Origin of the sequence: Segatella copri, assembly GCF_019249655.2 — a bacterium.
Lineage (GTDB): Bacteria > Bacteroidota > Bacteroidia > Bacteroidales > Bacteroidaceae > Prevotella.
The window spans coordinates 3,493,998-3,512,430 of record NZ_CP137557.1 but is presented as its reverse complement, the minus strand read 5'-3'; the positions used below and the strand labels follow the sequence as shown (position 1 = coordinate 3,512,430).

The 18,433-nt window shown below is 46.3% G+C and carries 14 protein-coding genes; 5 read left to right on the top strand and 9 right to left on the bottom strand.

From position 1 onward, the window contains the following. Positions 1–75: 75 nt before the first annotated feature. The 4 genes from KUA49_RS14365 (at position 76) to dusB (ending at position 4,150) form a co-directional block, all read left to right on the top strand. The gene (locus KUA49_RS14365) at positions 76–486 is read left to right on the top strand and encodes an acyl-CoA thioesterase (RefSeq protein WP_218413227.1); all 411 of its coding nucleotides are present in this window, start codon (positions 76–78) and stop codon (positions 484–486) included. Between the two features lie 142 nt (positions 487–628). Next, positions 629–1,921 (top strand): DUF2851 family protein, encoded by a 1,293-nt coding sequence (locus tag KUA49_RS14360; protein WP_218413224.1) that lies wholly within the window; start codon positions 629–631, stop codon positions 1,919–1,921. A 19-nt stretch (positions 1,922–1,940) separates the two neighbouring features. Next, positions 1,941–3,071: a DNA-processing protein DprA gene (dprA, locus tag KUA49_RS14355; RefSeq protein ID WP_218413225.1), complete on the top strand. Its 1,131-nt coding sequence runs from the start codon at positions 1,941–1,943 to the stop codon at positions 3,069–3,071. A 92-nt stretch (positions 3,072–3,163) separates the two neighbouring features. Continuing rightward, the gene (gene dusB, locus KUA49_RS14350) at positions 3,164–4,150 is read left to right on the top strand and encodes a tRNA dihydrouridine synthase DusB (protein WP_118152516.1); all 987 of its coding nucleotides are present in this window, start codon (positions 3,164–3,166) and stop codon (positions 4,148–4,150) included. Positions 4,151–4,724: 574 nt separating this feature from the next. Here the strand turns inward: dusB and KUA49_RS14345 are convergent. The 6 genes from KUA49_RS14345 to ruvB form a co-directional block, all read right to left on the bottom strand. Then, a complete protein-coding gene (locus KUA49_RS14345; RefSeq protein ID WP_118081390.1) occupies positions 4,725–5,405 on the bottom strand; it encodes a hypothetical protein in 681 nt (226 codons plus the stop codon). A gap of 89 nt (positions 5,406–5,494) precedes the next feature. Continuing rightward, the gene (locus tag KUA49_RS14340; RefSeq protein ID WP_118081388.1) at positions 5,495–6,124 is read right to left on the bottom strand and encodes a hypothetical protein; all 630 of its coding nucleotides are present in this window, start codon (positions 6,122–6,124) and stop codon (positions 5,495–5,497) included. 1,417 nt (positions 6,125–7,541) lie between these two features. Beyond that, a complete protein-coding gene (locus KUA49_RS14335; RefSeq protein ID WP_022459668.1) occupies positions 7,542–8,765 on the bottom strand; it encodes a site-specific integrase in 1,224 nt (407 codons plus the stop codon). Positions 8,766–9,212: 447 nt separating this feature from the next. Continuing rightward, positions 9,213–9,647: an rRNA maturation RNase YbeY gene (ybeY, locus tag KUA49_RS14330; RefSeq protein ID WP_006848933.1), complete on the bottom strand. Its 435-nt coding sequence runs from the start codon at positions 9,645–9,647 to the stop codon at positions 9,213–9,215. Between the two features lie 19 nt (positions 9,648–9,666). After that, positions 9,667–10,152, bottom strand: a complete 486-nt coding sequence (coaD, locus tag KUA49_RS14325) for a pantetheine-phosphate adenylyltransferase (RefSeq protein ID WP_203051479.1) — start codon at positions 10,150–10,152, stop codon at positions 9,667–9,669. A 48-nt stretch (positions 10,153–10,200) separates the two neighbouring features. Beyond that, positions 10,201–11,235, bottom strand: a complete 1,035-nt coding sequence (ruvB, locus tag KUA49_RS14320) for a Holliday junction branch migration DNA helicase RuvB (RefSeq protein WP_203051480.1) — start codon at positions 11,233–11,235, stop codon at positions 10,201–10,203. 364 nt (positions 11,236–11,599) lie between these two features. Between ruvB and KUA49_RS14315 the strand changes: the two genes are divergently transcribed. Beyond that, the gene (locus KUA49_RS14315) at positions 11,600–12,571 is read left to right on the top strand and encodes a bile acid:sodium symporter family protein (RefSeq protein ID WP_203041686.1); all 972 of its coding nucleotides are present in this window, start codon (positions 11,600–11,602) and stop codon (positions 12,569–12,571) included. Positions 12,572–12,698: 127 nt separating this feature from the next. Here the strand turns inward: KUA49_RS14315 and KUA49_RS14310 are convergent, their stop codons facing one another. From KUA49_RS14310 to KUA49_RS14300, 3 genes are all read right to left on the bottom strand, one after another. After that, positions 12,699–14,282 (bottom strand): S41 family peptidase, encoded by a 1,584-nt coding sequence (locus KUA49_RS14310; RefSeq protein WP_218413494.1) that lies wholly within the window; start codon positions 14,280–14,282, stop codon positions 12,699–12,701. A 153-nt stretch (positions 14,283–14,435) separates the two neighbouring features. Then, positions 14,436–16,427 (bottom strand): DNA topoisomerase IV subunit B, encoded by a 1,992-nt coding sequence (locus KUA49_RS14305; RefSeq protein WP_218413493.1) that lies wholly within the window; start codon positions 16,425–16,427, stop codon positions 14,436–14,438. Between the two features lie 158 nt (positions 16,428–16,585). Next, a complete protein-coding gene (locus tag KUA49_RS14300; protein ID WP_218413492.1) occupies positions 16,586–17,737 on the bottom strand; it encodes an N-acetyltransferase in 1,152 nt (383 codons plus the stop codon). Between the last annotated feature and the right edge of the window lie 696 nt (positions 17,738–18,433).

Below are 18,433 nucleotides of genomic sequence, written 5' to 3'. Positions count from 1 at the left end.
AAATAGAAAATTTTGGTTATTTTTGCAGTGATTTAGGGCTTTTAGCCTCATTTAGTAACTAAAAAAGAGAAAATGATGAGCAAATACATATTTGAGACGAAGATGGAAGTGAGGGATTACGAGTGCGACATTGAGGGTATTGTGAACAACGCCAACTATCTGCACTACATGGAGCATACCCGCCATCTCTTTCTGAAGGAGTGCGGCCTCAGCTTTGCCGAAATGCACAACAAGGGCGTGGATGCTGTGGTGGCGAGAATGAACCTGCAGTACAAGGTTCCGCTGCAATGCGATGATGAGTTTTTCTCGCGTTTGTGGCTGGAGAAGCAGGGCGTGAGATATGTCTTTCATCAGGACATCTTCCGTGCCAGCGATGAGAAGCTCTGCCTGAAGGCCACCGTTGAGCTGGTTTGCCTGATTAACGGAAGGCTGGGCAACAGCGAGGAATACGACAAGGCGTTCGAGAAATACCTCCGTAACAGTTAACAGGTTAACAGTTAACAGCTGATTTTTCAATACCCCTTCCGCACACGAGCGAAAAAACTTGCACCAAAAGGACAAGCATCAGAACTTGCGATCCGAAAGAGGCAATCCTATAAATCCATAAACCCTATAAAGCCGAAACAACATGGAGCAACTACTTCACTATGTGTGGAAGCACAAACTCTTCCCACTCTCCCCTCTTTCCACCACCGACCACAGGCAGGTGGAAGTCATCGACCCCGGATTGCACAATCGCAATGCAGGGCCCGATTTCTTCAACGCTAAAATCAAGATTAACGGTACGCTGTGGGTGGGCAACGTGGAGATTCACGACAAGGCGAGCGACTGGTATCTTCATGCCCACGACAAGGATGAGAGATACGACAACGTGATTCTGCACGTCTGCGGCACCATCGACGTGGAAGCCCGGAACTCGAAGGGTGCCCTGCTGGTTCAGATGCAGCTCGATATTCCGGATCATGTGCTGAAGCACTATCAGGAGCTGCTCACCATCGACCAGTATCCTCCTTGCTATCAGATTATTCCATCGCTCTCGAAACTCACCGTGCATTCGTGGATGAGTGCTCTGCAAACCGAGCGCCTTTCGCAGAAGACGGAGGCGATAGAGGAGCGTGTGCGCCGCTGCAACGGCGACTGGGAGAATGCTTACTTCGTGACTCTGGCCAGAAACTATGGTTTCGGAATCAATGGCGATGCCTTTGAGCAGTGGGCGCTGAAACTGCCTCTGAGGGCGGTGGATCATCACCGGGATGACCTCTTCCAGATAGAGGCTATCTTCATGGGGCAAGCGGGATTGCTGGAGCTGAACACCATTCCCGAAAGATATCAGAAAGACGCCCTGAACGACGGGTATTTTGCGAGATTGAGAAATGAGTATCTTTATCTCTCGCACAAATTCTCGCTGCAGCCGATGGATTACAAGCTATGGCGTTTTCTGAGACTTCGCCCGCAGAACTTCCCGCATATCCGCATTTCGCAGCTGGCGAATCTTTATTATAACCGCCGTGCGGGATTAAGCCAGCTGCTGGAGGCTTCTACGGTGAAGGAGGCAAAGAAGGTGCTTGCCACCAGCGTTACGGGGTATTGGGAAACTCATTATACCTTCGGAAGCACGAGCATCCGCAACGAGAAGCACCTCTCCCCTTTCTCGCTCAATCTGCTCATCATCAACACCGTGGTTCCTATTCTCTTTGCTTACGGAAGGCACCGGGGTGAGGAGAAATACTGCGACCGTGCCTTCGATTTCCTGGAGGAGCTGAAGGCTGAGAATAACCATATAGTAAGGATGTGGCAGCAGTGCGGCCTGGAGGTGGAGAACGCCGGTGATAGCCAGGCGCTTATCCAGCTGAAGAAAGAATACTGCGACAAGAAGGAATGCCTTAGGTGCAGGATTGGGTATGAATACTTGAAAAGATAACTAATTATTTTTTAAGATTATGGGTGACCAACAGGAAATATTAAATACTATACTCTTAACAAGGCTGAATTACTTTAGCCTTGCGGGAATGCTGGAGCTATATAGAAAGGTGGGCTCCGCCACGCTCATCCTTGAGCATAAGAACGACCTGAGAGACATCCTGCCCGATGCCTCGGATAAACTCGTGAACGCTATCCAAAACTGCGACGAGGCTCGAAAACGGGCTGAAGAGGAACTGGAATACGATATCAGATACGGAATAGAACCGATAACGATGAACGACGAACGTTATCCGCAACGACTCAAGGATTGCGATGATGCGCCGCTCATGCTCTTCTATAAAGGCAATGCCAACCTGAACCAGCAGCGGGTTATCAATATCGTGGGCACACGCCGCTGCACTCCTTACGGCGAGGACCTTATCCGCCGCTTTATTACGGATTTGAAGCAGCTCTCACCTCGTGTGCTCATCGTGAGCGGCTTAGCCTATGGCGTGGATATCGTGGCGCACCGGCAGGCACTCGCCTGCGGCTACGAAACCGTGGGCGTACTGGCGCATGGCTTGGACGACCTCTACCCACGCCAGCACCGGGAAACGGCTGCCAGAATGATAGAGCAAGGCGGTTTGCTCACCGAATTCCTCACCCAAACAAATGCAGATAAAATCAACTTCGTGCGCCGCAACCGCATCGTGGCAGGAATGTCGGATGCCTGCATCCTGATAGAGAGCGCCGCCCATGGCGGAGGTCTCATCACCTGCGATATTTCACAATCCTACGGCAGGGATGTTTTTACCTTTCCTGGCCGTATCGGGGACGCATATAGCGAGGGGTGCAACAATCTGATAAGAAACAACGGGGCAGGTCTCATCACCAGTGCCGCCGACTTCATCAAGGATATGGGATGGCAGGATGATGCTACGCTGATGCGAGCCAAGCAGCAAGGCATCGAGCGCAGCCTCTTCCCGGAGTTATCGCCCGAGGAGCAACTCATCGTAGATGTCCTCTCCAAGACCAACGACCTGCAAGTGAATCTCATCTCCGTAAAGACGAATATCGACATTTCTCGCCTCACTTCCCTCCTCTTCACATTGGAGATGAAGGGAGTCATCAAGACCTTTGCAGGAGGAATGTATCATCTTTTGAAGTAGTATATTCTTTATTTTCAGAAAAAAGCAGTAACTTTGCAGCCGCAAAAAAGAAGATATACATCATAGGAATAAGAAGATTTCACTCGAAACTCATGAAAATAGGTAATATAGAATTTGGGCCTCAGCCCCTCTTCCTCGCTCCGATGGAAGACGTAACGGATATTGGCTTTCGCATGCTCTGCAAGCGATTCGGAGCTGCCATGGTTTATACTGAGTTCGTATCGGCGGAAGCCTTGGTGCGAAGCATCAAGAGCACAGTCAGCAAGCTTACGATAAGCGATGAGGAGCGCCCTGTGGGCATTCAGATTTACGGCAGAACCACCGAGGATATGGTGGAAGCTGCCAAGATTGTGGAACAGGCGAAGCCGGATGTGATTGATATTAACTTCGGTTGTCCGGTGAAAAAGGTTGCCGGAAAGGGTGCGGGAGCCGGAATGCTCCGGAATATTCCGCTGATGCTGGATATTACAAGAGAGGTGGTGAAGGCGGTAAACGTGCCCGTAACCGTGAAAACCCGATTGGGTTGGGATTGCGAGAACCTCATCATCACCGACCTTGCCGAGCAGCTGCAGGATTGCGGAATCCAGGCGCTCACCATCCACGGCAGAACCCGTAGCCAAATGTACACCGGAGAAGCCGACTGGAGCCTCATAGGTGAGGTGAAGAACAATCCCCGCATCCATATTCCTATCATCGGCAACGGCGACATTACGACCCCGGAAGAAGCCAAGCTTGCTTTTGAGCGTTATGGTGTGGATGCGGTGATGATAGGCAGAGCCACTTTTGGAAGACCTTGGATTTTCAAGGAAATACGTGATTATCTGGATAATACGGGTGCAGCCCCACTCACCGTAGATGAGAAGATTGACCTCCTGGAGGAGCAGCTTCGCATCAACGTGGAGCGCATCGACGAGTACAGAGGCATTCTCCACACCCGTCGCCACCTAGCCGCCTCCCCTATCTTCAAAGGCATTCCCGATTTCCGCCAGACGAGAATCGCCATGCTGAGAGCCACTACCGTGGAGGAATTGAAAGAAATATTGAAAGAATGCCGAGAGAGAATCAAGGCGATAGAATAAATTTTAGGCACGGATTATTTTTAGGCACGATTTATTTTTAGGCACGATTTATTTTTAGGCACGGATTACACGGATTACGCGGAGGCTTGCGCCATGTATTTTTTAGAAAAATTCTGCTAAAATATGCCGAATAGCTAAAAATGAGCGATTTACAAGTGTTTCACCTCAATAGAGGTAATGACTTGGTAATAGTTTTAACTTCTGTATTATACATAAGTTTGCATTACTTGTCAAACAACTCTTTTCGGTGACAAAGGTACAACATTTATGTGGATTGATGAAAATCATATCCATTTTTTAGATTTTATTTTCAGTTGCTGCCATATACGTACTACTCAACACCCCTTGGATGTGTCAAATCCGCAAAATATTGATGATTTTGGCTATATTTATGCTACAAAATAGGCTATTATGTCAAATGAGTACTTGAAATTCATTTTTAGGGGCTGAGTAGTAACAAGAACATCTGAGACCTACAGAGAATGAACCGCCAACCTGTGGGGAGGGATAAATTGAAAAATGCTTCCATACTGCGAAAGTACGGAAGCATTTGTATGGGGGAAAAGACAAAAGATTATTGCAGACTCTTGTCAAGGATTTCAAGAAGAATGGTAGGGTCCTCGTGGATTTGCTCAGCAGTGAGTCCTCTCTTTTCCACTTCTTCAGCGACGGCAGGATAGTCCTTGAATTTATCCTTTATCTTTTTCAACAGTTTCTTTTGAGAATATTTTTCTCTTTTGGAATTAATTTTTTTATCCTCAAATAACATCCAATAGTAAACATGCTTGCCGCTATCAACCATATAGTGATATCCCCTACAGCCCAAGTAAACGGTATTATTTGTCCATATACCAGTAAACGACCTGCTGTGGGTGGAACTTTCAAAAGCAAACGGCTGCATATAGCCCGTAACATGTTTACCCTTGTAAATTTCAGTTGCCATAAAAGGGAATGTAGGGTCATCTTCATTAAGAACGAAAGTTCGCTTCTTGCCGTCTTGCATAGCATTGTCCACCACAAGGGATTTAATGTCTACGATTTTGTATTTTACATCCTTACCATTTTGTGTTTCACTGAAATAGATGTTTTTTTTCATGAAGTGGATGTCGTTCTGCAAATAGCCGTTGAGCACAGTACCGTCTTTAAGAGTCAGCACTGCCTTAGGCCATGAAACTTTCTCTTTAGGTTTCTTTGCGTTTGCTATTGTCGCAAACGAGAACACCATTAAAAAGATGATAAAAAGTAACTTTTTCATATGTACGTTTATTTAATGTTTCGATAGATATTTTTAACACTACAAAAATTTGATTACAAAAACTTTGTCATAAATCATAATCAAGGAAGTTATTCCAAAACTTCATCAAGTTTTCTGACTAATATAGTAGGGTCTTTACGAATCTCTTTCATACTTAGACCTTTGAGTATTTCCTTTATCTGAGGATAACCTTTAAAATACATTTTTAGCACAGTCTTTTGACCAATTCCTCCAATGCTATTATCCTTCAAATAATAGGTTCTTGCAAAGTCCTCATTCTTGGCTTTGTAATAAAACATGATAGCCAATCTGTAAATACTTCCCGATTTCACATGGGTAGCTGTGTTTATATAGTGAATATAGGCAGAAATGTTTTTCCCCTCATAAACTGGCTGAAGGAATACCGGATTTTTGTAGAGTTTCGGATTCTCTTTATAAGACATGCTCATTCCCATCTGGGCAACCATCGGAATCCAGTTTTCCCATTCTCCAGCCTTCTTGTTATAGTATTTTATCTCTTTTACATCAGTAGATGCGAAGTCTGCCTTCTCACCATCAGTTTTTTTGATTCTGAACTCATGGTAATTGTCTACATTAAAGGAAAACTTCTTAATGTCACCTTTCACAAAGGTGCCGTTGTTCAAGGTTACTTCTGCATTCTGAGCTTGAACTATTCCACAAAGAAGAATAGCAAGAAACATAAAAATCAACTTTTTCATACGCATGACTATTTAATTTTGTTTCAATTTAAATTAATTGTTTTGCTTATAAAGATAGGATGCTTTTCTTTAACTGCCAAAGAAAAAGAATATTATTAACACAATTATATAGATATATAACAAAATTTAGCATATAATGGCAGTAATTGCAGTTGGTATACTCATTTTCTGCGACCATCGGGAGCAAAAATTCTCCACCCTCATGGTGGAGCGAGGAGTTTTGGGGTTCCCGAAACATAACCTCGCTCCCTCCTCTAAGAACAAAAGACGAGATATTTGCCTTTCGGCTTTCCATGCCCAAGGTTGCAGACCTTAATTCTCTCAATTTACGCCAAACATCAAAGCTGCCACATTGAAAGAACAAGGTCACAGACACAAGCTACTTTGTACATGGAGTTTGCAAAGGAAAAGGTGATATTTTCAGTGTGAAACTTGCCAAGTGTTTCAGTTGTGTGTTGTTGATTTCCTTTGTGAACTATGCCGAGTGTGCTGTGTGTCCTCGGTATAGTCTGCATAAATCTAATGCCATGCTAAAACACTGCGGAGGTTCGCCCAAGTGGCTGGAGGCGCAAAGCCTCCAAGGAACGTTGCTGCAACCATTTCGGAGAATAGAGCGGTTGCCAATTAATCCACAAGCACATTTTACAGCGTACCAAGTGAGGGCATGTAAAACGTTGAATTGTTGAAGATAGGTGTTATCTTTATGAGAACCAACCACTTATACCCTCAACAAACTCTCAACAAATAGCTCTACACAACAAATTACTGGGCAAAAAAGAAAGAAAGGAATGGTGTTCATGGTTTTCTCTTTTCAACATTATCTTTCTTTTGTTGAGAGATTTGTTGAGAATATGTTGAACCGTAAATGCCTGATGTTCAATACTTCTTTCATCATATTCAACAATTCAACAAAAATAAGGGGTGTTTTGTCCGTCATTTTTAGGAACAGAACTCATCCCCCTACAAGTAAGAATGTCATGCTTATGCTTCAGTACTTATTCACGACAGTACGACAGCGCCAAGCCAACAAACAAGCAAGAGGACATTCAACTAAAGGCGGTTGTTCTTCTATTGAGTTGTAGGATAATGACACTACTTTTCTCTTTTGCCCCGTACAATCTCTTGAAGATGGTGGCACGAAACCGAGCGGCCCCGTATGAGTTTATACGGAAGCAAAGGGCAACAATCATCGGAAAGCCATACAACGTTTGCCAAATGCCATTGGAAGTTTCCTGTTTCTGTTGGACTTCCGACACCGTCAATAAACCATCCTTGTATATTGACCTTATCACAGCATGGAGTTTCATGGCGGTGACATGAAGCATATCAACCAATTCACCCTCACTCATCCACAAGTCTTGCAAGTTGGACGGAATGGATAACATTCCATTTCCGTCCACGGTGATTACAGTCCTTTTCATGCCATTCCCCCCATTGTCGGCATATGCCCCTTGATTCGACTTTCAAAAGCTGATATGTCATGCTCCAATTTAGTACTTGTCACCTTTGCGTAAATTTGTGTTGTGGCGATGTCCGTATGTCCCAGTATCTTGCTTACACTCTCTATCGGCATACCGTAGTTTAAAGCCAAAACTGCGAACGAATGCCGGCTTACATGAAATGAAATTCGCTTCTTGATGCCACACATTTTTGCCACTTTCTTTATACGCTTGTTTACCATGTCAAGTGAGCCAATATTAAACAAGTGCATATCTTTTCTCAATGGCTTGTAACGTTCAATTATCTGTATGGCTGCATCTATCAGTTTAATTTTGAATGGTACGCCTGTCTTTTGACGCTGAGAAACTATCCATGGAGACCCACTTATAATGGCAACATTGTCCTCTGTAAGATTCTTGATGTCAACGAAAGAGATACCTGTCCAACAACCAAACATAAACAAGTCTCTCGCAAAAGCAAAGTTGGGATTTTCCAACTCTATTCCTGCAAATATGTCCAATTCTTCCTCTGTCAAGAACTCACGCTCCTTGTGGTCTGGGTCAACGTGGTACATGGCAAACGGATTTCTCTGTATCTTGCCGTTGTAGTGTGCTGCCGTGACGATATGCTTCAATGGTATGGAGTATATCCAAATGGTAGATTGCGTGAGTCCAATGACATTCTTCAAATACAGACAAAAATCACGGATGAACTCCTCGGTAAGCTCATTCATGGACATATCGCTGCGCTTGTACTGAAATTTGATGAACTCGGCAACGTACTTTCTTACCGTCAGATACTTGCGGTAGGTTCGGACAGCTCGGTCTTTTCCCACGCGTTGGGCAAAGGCTGCGTTCTCCTTGTCAAAAGCTCTGAGTAATGTCTCATACTCCGTACCTATGCCTTGATATGCGTTTCTCACCATTTCAGCGGTAACGAACGCCTCACGGTCGGAAAGCCGTTGGTAATGCTTAGCGATTTGAGCCTTGATGTTATCAAGCGCAAAGTTCACCTCATTGGCTTCCTTGCTTCTGCCTTTGGCTCTGTTGCCCTTGGCATCCCATATCGCCTTGGTCACGCTCAGCTTGCAACTGAACTGTGCGATAGTTCCGTTGATTGTCACACGTCCCATGATAGGGACAATTCCGTTTCTCTCCTTGCTTCCGTTTACATAGAAGACTGTCTTGAATGTACTTCTCATAATTCCTTGCTTTTTGTTCTGTGCAAAATTAAATCATGAGAGTTGCATGGCAAATTCACAACCTGTGCAGAATTGAGAAGTAAAAACCGAAGCCGTTAAAAATGCTTATTAGAGAGTTTCTTTGAGGTAATGACTTGAAAGCGTTTCTACTTCTCAAATCCGCCATTTTCGCATTTCCTCACGAACGTCACTTAAAGCCAACAACTGCCACAACCACTTGAAACTCAAAACAAAAGCCCAAATCTGCTATTTTTTGCTTTTTTAGTCATTCTTTTTCCGAAAAATCCGTGTAATCCGTGCCTAAAAATCTGACGAGAAACATCACCAAGACAAACAGCTCGCATCATTAACCACATGAAGGAGTTAACAGGTTAACAGTTAACAGCTGTATTTTCTATACTTTCCCAAGGATGAGAGGGGGATGACGCCTCACATTCTGAGGGGAATTTACTTCTTCAATATAGAAGCACCTTCGAGCAGGGCTAATGCCTTGTTCTCGTTCTCCTCCATGATTTCGCGCTCTCCCGGACCTTTGTCGTTAATTCCGCAGAGGTGCAGGATGCCGTGGATGATGACGCGGTGAAGCTCATCATCGTAGGTCTTGCCAAACTGCTCGGCATTGGTACGAACCGTATCCAGCGAAATCACGATGTCGCCATTAATCACATCATCCTCATCGTAATCGAAGGTGATGACATCGGTATAGTAATCATGACCCAGATACTCGTTGTTCACTTCGAGAATCTTCTCGTCATCTACAAACATATAGCCTATCTCTCCCACCTTGCGGCCATGAGAGGCAGCTACCTTGCGAATCCAGGCACTGGTGTCGCGCTTCTTGATCTTTGGCATTTTCACGCCATCTACATTGTATGTTATCATACGCTTCTTCCTCCTATTTTTATTTTATTTTTGGTAAAAATTCATCTACTTCTCTTCCGAAGAACCTCAATTCCCTAACCAGCGTTGAGCTGATGCTGCTGTATCTTGGGTCGGAAAACAGCAGGATGGTTTCTACGCCGCCCAACTGCTTGTTGATATCCGCCTGCTCTCGCTCGTACTCGAAATCCTTGGCAGAGCGGACGCCGCGAACCAGGAACTTGGCTCCCAGGCGATGCGCCAGGTCGATGGTGAGGTCATCATAGGCAACCACCTCCAGGCGATAGCCCTTGGATGCATCCTCTGCATCTACCAGCTCTGCACATTCCTTCGGGAAAACCTTTCTGATATCTTCTACACGCTTCGAGATTTCCTCGCTGGCGTGCTTCAGCTTGCTCATCGCTACTGCTATCACGAGCTTGTCGAACATGGGCAAGGCACGCTCGGCGATGTTCTGATGTCCTATCGTAAATGGGTCGAATGTACCCGTAAATATCCCTATTCTCATCAATCTCTAATCATTAATCACTAATAACTAATCACTAATAACTACTCATTATTCAAACAGGTCGCCCTGCATGATGTTGCTTCCATACGGATTCCTGCCCAGATGCTCATAGGCAAGCTTGGTGGCCATACGTCCACGAGGCGTGCGCTTGATGAAGCCTTCCATGATGAGGAATGGCTCGTAAACCTCCTCTACGGTGCCGCCATCTTCGCCGATAGCCGTGGCAATGGTGCTTACGCCCACCGGACCTCCACGGAACTTGTCGATGATGGTGGTGAGAATCTTGTTGTCTATCTCGTCCAAGCCATACTGGTCGATGTTCAGTGCCTTGAGTGCCACCTGAGCTATCTCGAAGGTGATGGTTCCGTTGCCCTTTACCTGGGCGAAATCACGCACTCTTCGCAATAAAGAGTTGGCAATACGAGGGGTTCCGCGAGAGCGGCGGGAGATTTCTACTGCCGCCTCATCTTCTATAGGCACATTCAGGAGCATCGCACTTCGCTTGATAATCTTCTGAAGCGTCTCAGGGTCGTAGTATTCCAGATGCAGATTGATTCCGAAACGGGCACGGAGCGGAGCCGTGAGAAGACCGCTGCGGGTGGTGGCTCCCACGAGGGTAAACGGATTCAGATCTATCTGGATGCTGCGTGCCGAAGGACCCTTGTCTATCATGATGTCGATGCGGTAATCCTCCATCGCCGAATAGAGATACTCCTCTACCACTGGCGAGAGGCGGTGAATCTCGTCGATGAAAAGTACATCGTTAGGCTCCAGGGAGGTAAGGATACCTGCCAGGTCGCCCGGCTTATCGAGCACAGGGCCTGATGTAATCTTGAAGCCCACGCCCAGTTCGTTGGCGATGATGTTACTCAATGTGGTCTTACCCAATCCCGGAGGACCGTGTAAGAGGGTATGGTCGAGCGGTTCGCCACGATACTTGGCAGCCTCTACGAAGACTTCGAGATTATCCACCACGCCATTCTGTCCGCTGAAGTCGGAGAACTTCAGTGGGCGCAGTGCTTTCTCGAATTCCTTTTCGGCAGGCGAAACCATCTGTTGTCTTATATCAAAATCTTCGTTCATTCTATGACTATTATCGATAATATGGTGCAAAGTTACACATTTGTTGCGGAATTAAAGAAGAAAAGCCTAATTATTTTGCTTGTATTTTTGCTTGTGATTTTGCACAATCCAAAAAGATTCGTGCAGAATTGCAAGCGTTATCTATTAAAAATGTTATAATTTGTCATTTTCTTGGCAAATAATTTGTTTATTCGATAGAAAAGATGTACTTTTGTACTCGATATTGAAAGAGAGGAAAGGAAAGAGAGGAAAGAAAGAGAGACAATAAATAACAATAAAAGAGAGGAACAGAAAGAAACAGAGAGAAATATTGAGAATAGAAAAAATATAGAGAAATATCAGGATTTTTTAAAAGAATAGAATTATGCTTAGATTTTTTCAAGGGCTCAGCCGTTGGCTGGCCAATTACACATCTATTTTTGTAATAGGTGTAGCAGTATTTACATTCTTCTTCCCACATACCTTCGACTGGGTGCGCGGAACTACCCAAACCGTGATTCTCGGTATCATCATGCTCACCATGGGCTTGACCCTGACCACCAACGACTTCAAGATTCTGGCTCAGCGCCCGCTGGATGTGTTCATCGGTGCCTGCGCCCAGTTCATCATCATGCCGGGCGTGGCTTATACCCTGGTGCATGTGTGGCATCTTGACCCAGCCCTGTCGCTCGGCATCCTGCTGGTGGGTTGCTGCCCCGGCGGCGTATCGAGCAACATCATGAGTTATCTGTGTCATGGTGACGTGGCTTTTTCTGTGGGAATGACCTGTGCCTCTACGATTCTTGCGCCAGTAATGACTCCGCTGCTGATGAAGATTACGGCAGGCGAGATTATCCATGTAGATGCTGTGGGAATGTTCATCAACATTCTGATAGTCACGATTATTCCTGTGGCCATCGGCTGCGCCTTGAATTATATCTATGGCAAGAAGGATTGCTTCCCTACCATCCAGAGTCTGATGCCGGGCATCAGCGTAACGTGTCTGGCGATCATCGTGGGAGGCGTGATTTCTACGGTTCACGATGATTTGGTGGCTCGTGGCTTATCGCTTTTCCTCTGGACTTTTGCCGTGGTTTTCTGCCACAACACCCTGGGTTATCTTCTGGGCTGGCTTGCCGGAAAACTGGCGGGCTTCAATACTGCCAAGAAGCGTACCATCAGTATTGAGGTGGGAATGCAGAATGCCGGCCTTGCCACGGTTCTTGCTGGCAATTTCTTTGCTGCCCAGCCTCTCGCCGTATTGCCTTGCGCCATCAGCTGTGCCTGGCACAGTATTTCGGGCACCATCCTTGCAGGAATCTATCTGAAATGGGATCGCATGCATGAGAAGAAGTAAATGAATCCGGAAAAAGATAAATGCACAATAAAAGGTCGTGAAGTTCTATCAGAAACCTCACGACCTTTTCTTATATCATTACCTCACGGGTTAACAGGTTAACAGTTAACAGCCGTTTTTTCTATAGTTACTTCCCTGTGGTCAGCAGCTTCACGGCACGCTGAACAATCTCGTTGGTCTCGTTCCAAACCTGGAAGTATTGGCTCATATCCCAAATATCTCTTGCCACAAGTGCCTTCAGCTGCACGGCCAGATATTTCTTCGTCTGAACCAATTCAGCCTCATCCTTCGGCTCTATCTTCTCCTTCTTGCCCTCGGCGATAATCGCATCGATGAGCGAAGAAGGAACCTCGTAGCTTGCCAGGAACTTATTAAAATCCTTATACTGATTCTTCAATTCCTTGCGATGCGCATCGATGAACTTCAAGCTCTGGTTGATGACGATGCTCTTGGCTGCCAACTGGCGATGCATCTTGGTGTACTTCGTTGTGTCCAGCGGCACAAAATAATCGGGCATGATTCCGCCGCCACCATAAACCACACGATGCTTGCGCAATGTGTAATACTTCAAGCTGTCAGAAAGGTGGATGCTGTCCTGATTGGTGAACTCGCCGTGCTTGTATCGCTTGTCGAGATCCATCGCATAATCCAGTCTATCACCTTTTTTATATGGCTTCTGGATGCATCTGCCGCTAGGCGTATAATAATGGGCGATGGTGAGGCGAATCTCGCTGCCATCATCGAAGGTGAGCGGACGCTGCACCAATCCCTTGCCGAAGGTTCTGCGACCAACCACTACACCACGGTCCTGATCCTGGATGGCTCCGGAAACAATCTCAGCGGCAGAAGCGGTAAACTCGTTGGTGAGCACCACCACCTTGCCCTTGCGCCATCTGCCGTTCGCCTGCGCCTTGTACTCCTGGCGTGGAGCCGCACGACCGCTGGTATAAACGATGAGATCTCCCTTTTCCAGGAACTCGTTGGCTATCTGAGCCGCCGTCTGAAGATAGCCGCCGCCATTATCCTCCAAGTCGAAAATCAAGTCTTTCATACCCTTCTTCTTCAGCGAATCCATCGCCATGGTCACCTCCTTATGACTGGTGAGGCCGAAGCTTCCCAATCGGATGTAACCGATGCCCGGACGAATCATGTAAGCCGCATCCATCGTGGTTACAGGAATCTTGTCGCGCTTCACCTTGAAGGTAAGCTTGTCCTTGATGCCACGGCGCACGATGGTAAGATTCACCGTGGTTCCCTTAGGACCGCGGAGGCGCCTCATGATTTCCTCCTTGCTCATCTTCACGCCCGAAATGGCGGTATCGTTTACGGCAACGATGCGGTCGCCGGCAATGATACCCACCTTCTCTGATGGTCCGTTGGTAACCGGCTGGATAACGAGCAGGGAGTCATCTACCATATTAAACTGAACGCCGATGCCGTCGAAACTTCCGTTCAGCGGTTCGTTCATCGCCTTGGTTTCCTTGGCTGTGGTGTAGGAAGAATGAGGGTCGAGCTTTTCGAGCATACCTCTGATGGCATCCTCCACAAGCTTGTTCTCATCCACACTATCCACATAGAGGTTGATGATGGCGATTTCCGCCCTACCCAACTTCTCTATCGGGCTATTCTTGCCCATCTTGATACGCAGCTGGGCACTGGCAGAAGTTACTGCCAGGAACGCCAGGAGCGCTATAAATAGATATTTCTTCATTTACTTTGAACTTATTGTTTAGAAAAGAGAGAATCCTTCAAGAGTTAACAGGTAACAGTTAAAAGTTAACAGGTTAACAGTTAACAGCGCTTTTTTCAATGGTTACCCCTTGAAAGCACTTGAATTCTTCACTCTTCGTTCTTCACTCTTCACTTAATCCAGCGGTGCTGAGTCTTCCTCCGGAATATCCTCCTCAATCACCAGGTTGTCGATGATGAAGTTCTGACGTTCCATCGTATTCTTACCCATGTAGTACTCCAGGAGCTTCTGCACCTGGTCGGTCTTGTGCAGCGTTACCTGCTCCAATCGCATATCCGGACCTATGAAATGGGCAAACTCTTCTGGCGAAATCTCTCCCAATCCCTTGAATCGGGTGATTTCCGGGTCAGGACCCAGCGCCTTGATGGCTTGCTGGCGCTCCTCATCACTGTAGCAGTAATGCGTAATGAAATCGCCCTTCTTCTCCTTAGGTCCCAGTTTGGCATCGGCATCAGCCACCGCCTGCTTGTTCTTGATTTTGGTTCGCTTGTTGCGCACTCGGAACAATGGAGTCTGAAGCACATACACGTGGCCCTTCTTGATGAGGTCAGGGAAGAACTGCAGGAAAAAGGTGATGATGAGCAGGCGGATGTGCATTCCATCTACATCGGCATCGGTAGCCACAATCACCTTATTATATCTCAATCCGTCCAATCCGTCCTCGATATCCAGGGCTGCCTGCAGCAGGTTGAACTCCTCGTTCTCGTAAACCACCTTCTTGGTCAGGCCATAGCAGTTTAACGGCTTGCCTCGCAGCGAGAACACCGCCTGAGTATTCACGTCACGGCTCTTGGTGATGCTTCCGCTGGCAGAATCACCCTCGGTGATGAAGATGGAACTTGCCTCCTTCAGCTCGTTCTTGGCATCGCTGAAGTGGATGCGGCAATCGCGCAGCTTGCGGTTGTGGAGGTTCGCCTTCTTGGCACGCTCACGAGCCAGTTTGGTAACGCCCGCCATCGCCTTGCGCTCACGCTCGCTCTCCTTGATTTTATTCTCCAGAATCTCAGCCACGTCCTTGTGGATATGCAGATAGTTATCCACCTCCTTCTTCAGGAAATCGCCCACATACTTGTTAATGGTTTCGCCGCCATTCGGAGTCATCGTGGTGCTACCCAACTTAATCTTCGTCTGACTCTCGAACACCGGTTCCTCTACGTTCAGGGCGATGGCAGCCACCAGTCCGTTACGGATATCGCCATACTCATACTTGCCAAAGAACTCCTTGATGGTCTTGGCTATATGCTCCTTAAAGGCACTCTGATGGGTTCCGCCCTGGGTGGTGTGCTGACCGTTCACGAAAGAATAGTATTCCTCACCATACTGGTTGGTATGGGTAAAGGCTATCTCGATGTCTTCGCCCTTCATGTGGATAATCTCATAGAGGCCCTCGTTGGTCATATTATCCGTAAGGAGATCCTTCAAACCGTGACGGCTGAGGATGCGGCGGCCATTGTGCATGATGGTAAGACCGGTGTTCAGATAAGTATAGTTGCGGAGCATGGTTTCCACGATGTCGTCGTGGAAGGAATAGTTCTTGAAGAGGGTGTTATCAGGCTCAAAATAGATGAAAGTACCATTCTCATCTTCAGTATCCTCGGTAACATCGCTCTGCAGAATACCTTTCTCAAACTTCAGATGGCGCACCTTTCCCTCACGGAACGACTTCACCTCGAAATGAGAGCTGAGGGCGTTCACCGCCTTCACACCCACTCCGTTCAAGCCCACACTCTTCTTGAACGCCTTGCTATCATACTTACCTCCGGTGTTCAGCACGCTCACCGCCTCAACGAGTTTTCCCTGCGGAATGCCTCGGCCATAGTCGCGCACGCTGACACGCAGATGGTCTTCGATGTCGATTTCGATGCGGGAACCGGCGTTCATCTTGAATTCGTCGATGGAGTTATCCACCACCTCCTTCAGGAGCACATAAATACCATCCTCCGGCAAGTTACCGTCGCCCAAACGACCGATGTACATACCCGGACGGGTTCGCACATGCTCCATATCGCTCAGATGTCGGATGTTGTCGTCGGTATAAGCCACCGGCTGCTGCTCCTGCTGTTGCTGCTCCTGCGGGGCATTCAATTCGTTATTATCTTCTGACATAGAATCCTCCTAGTTATAAAATTTAGGAGGAGTTAAGGAGCTATGATTCAAAAACATCTGTCTTAACTCCCTAACTCCTTGACTCCTTGTTATTTAATTATCTTCTTGATTACTATTTGATAATCTCCTTGATTACTATTCAATAATCTTTTCGATATCTATTTGATAATCTTCTTGTAGCATTTTCTGCGCTTGTGCATCACTGGGGTCAAAGCTCCCCACTGTCCCTGCACGCCGGCATTGGTTTCCAGCTCAACCTGGGTTTCACCCCATTCTATGCCGTACTTCTGGTACCAAGGAATCAGGTCGGCAAAGAGAAGCGCATTGGCACCCTTGGCACGATATTCAGGAAGAATACCGATGAGGAGGAGGTCAACGATGTTGGTCTTGTGCTGCTTGATGGCTCTCAGCACGTGGAACCAGCCGAAAGGCAGCAATCTGCCACGGCGGCACTTTCTCAGGGCATGAGCCAACGACGGCATGGTGATTCCCACACCAATGAGCTTATGCTCTCCGTCCGTCCAATCCTCGATGCAGGTGATGAGGTTGAAGTCGAGGAAACCGAGATACGACTTGATAAGCTGGTCTATCTGCTTCTGCGAGAGTTCGGAATATCCATAGAGATCCTTGTAGGTATCGTTGATGAGATCAAAGATTTTCTGACCCATTCCGCCCTGGAAAACATCCTTCTTGGTAAGCTTGCGCACATGCAGATTATAGCGTTTCTCAATCATCATCGCAATCTTGGCGTACTTCTCAGGCACCTCATCCGGCACCATAATCTTGAACTCCACGTATTTGTTGTCCACCTCGAAACCCTCCAGGGCCTCGATGTGCTCCGGATAGTAAGCGTAATTATAGATGGTAGGCATGGTGCCGAGCTGGTCGAATCCCCAGACGAGCATACCCTCAGGGTCCATATCGGTAAATCCAAGCGGACCTACCACATCCTCCATGCCTTTCTCGCGGCCATATTTCTCAACGGCATCCAGAAGAGCCTTCGAAACCTCACGGTCGTCGATGAAGTCAATCCATCCGAATCGGACGGATTTCTTTCCCCACTTGTTGTTTGCCTTATGGTTGATGATAGCAGCAACGCGACCTGCCAGCTTTCCATCCTTATAGGCAAGATAATACTCTGCCTCGCAGAACTCGAACGCAGCGTTCTTGTCCTTGCTCAGGGTATTCATTTCGTCGCTGAAAAGATTAGGCACATCGTATTCGTTGCCTTCGTAGAGGTCGTAGTGGAAGTCGATGAACGTCTTCAAATCCTTCTTGCTTTCGACCTTTTTAATTTCAATTAATGACATGATTTCAAACTAGTTTGCAATATTATAGGATGCAAAAATAGCAATATTTCGCCAAACGACCAAATATTGCTATCTTTATTTTCAGTTTTTTAGAGATTTAGACATTGAAAGACAAAGGCGAATTCAACAAGCAAGTGAAAAGGTATAGCTTTTCCGGCATTAGAAACGTTAGCCAATTGTTAGATTTATGTTAGATTTTTATTAATATGGCTAAAAATGTGGTATTTTAAGATAAAATGTGTAATTTTGCACTTAGAAATATCTAAAAGAAATGAAACAGAAGAATAATAAATATGTAATAACTGCTATCGTTGGATTATCCGCAGCATTTATGATGCAAATGCTGTGGATAGTTGGTGGCTTCCAGTATACTATATCTAAAATAAAATCAGATGTGAATGAAAAACTGGAGCAGGCGTTATTCACCGAGGCTGAACAGAGGGCTTGTTTGTATCTGAAAAGTATAGCTGTATCTCCTTCTAATTCCGATAAGCCAGATATTACATATTTTGAAACAGAGCTCAATAAGGAAACAAAATCTAACATATCTTTACCTAAACTGAAAGCTATTTTAGATAAAAGTTTACCATCTGATTACTCCATTATATTATATAATAATGATAAGGAGCATTATTATGGTGGTGATAATAGAGCTATTCAACTATCTGTAAAGTCTTCTGTTTTCTATACAAGAAC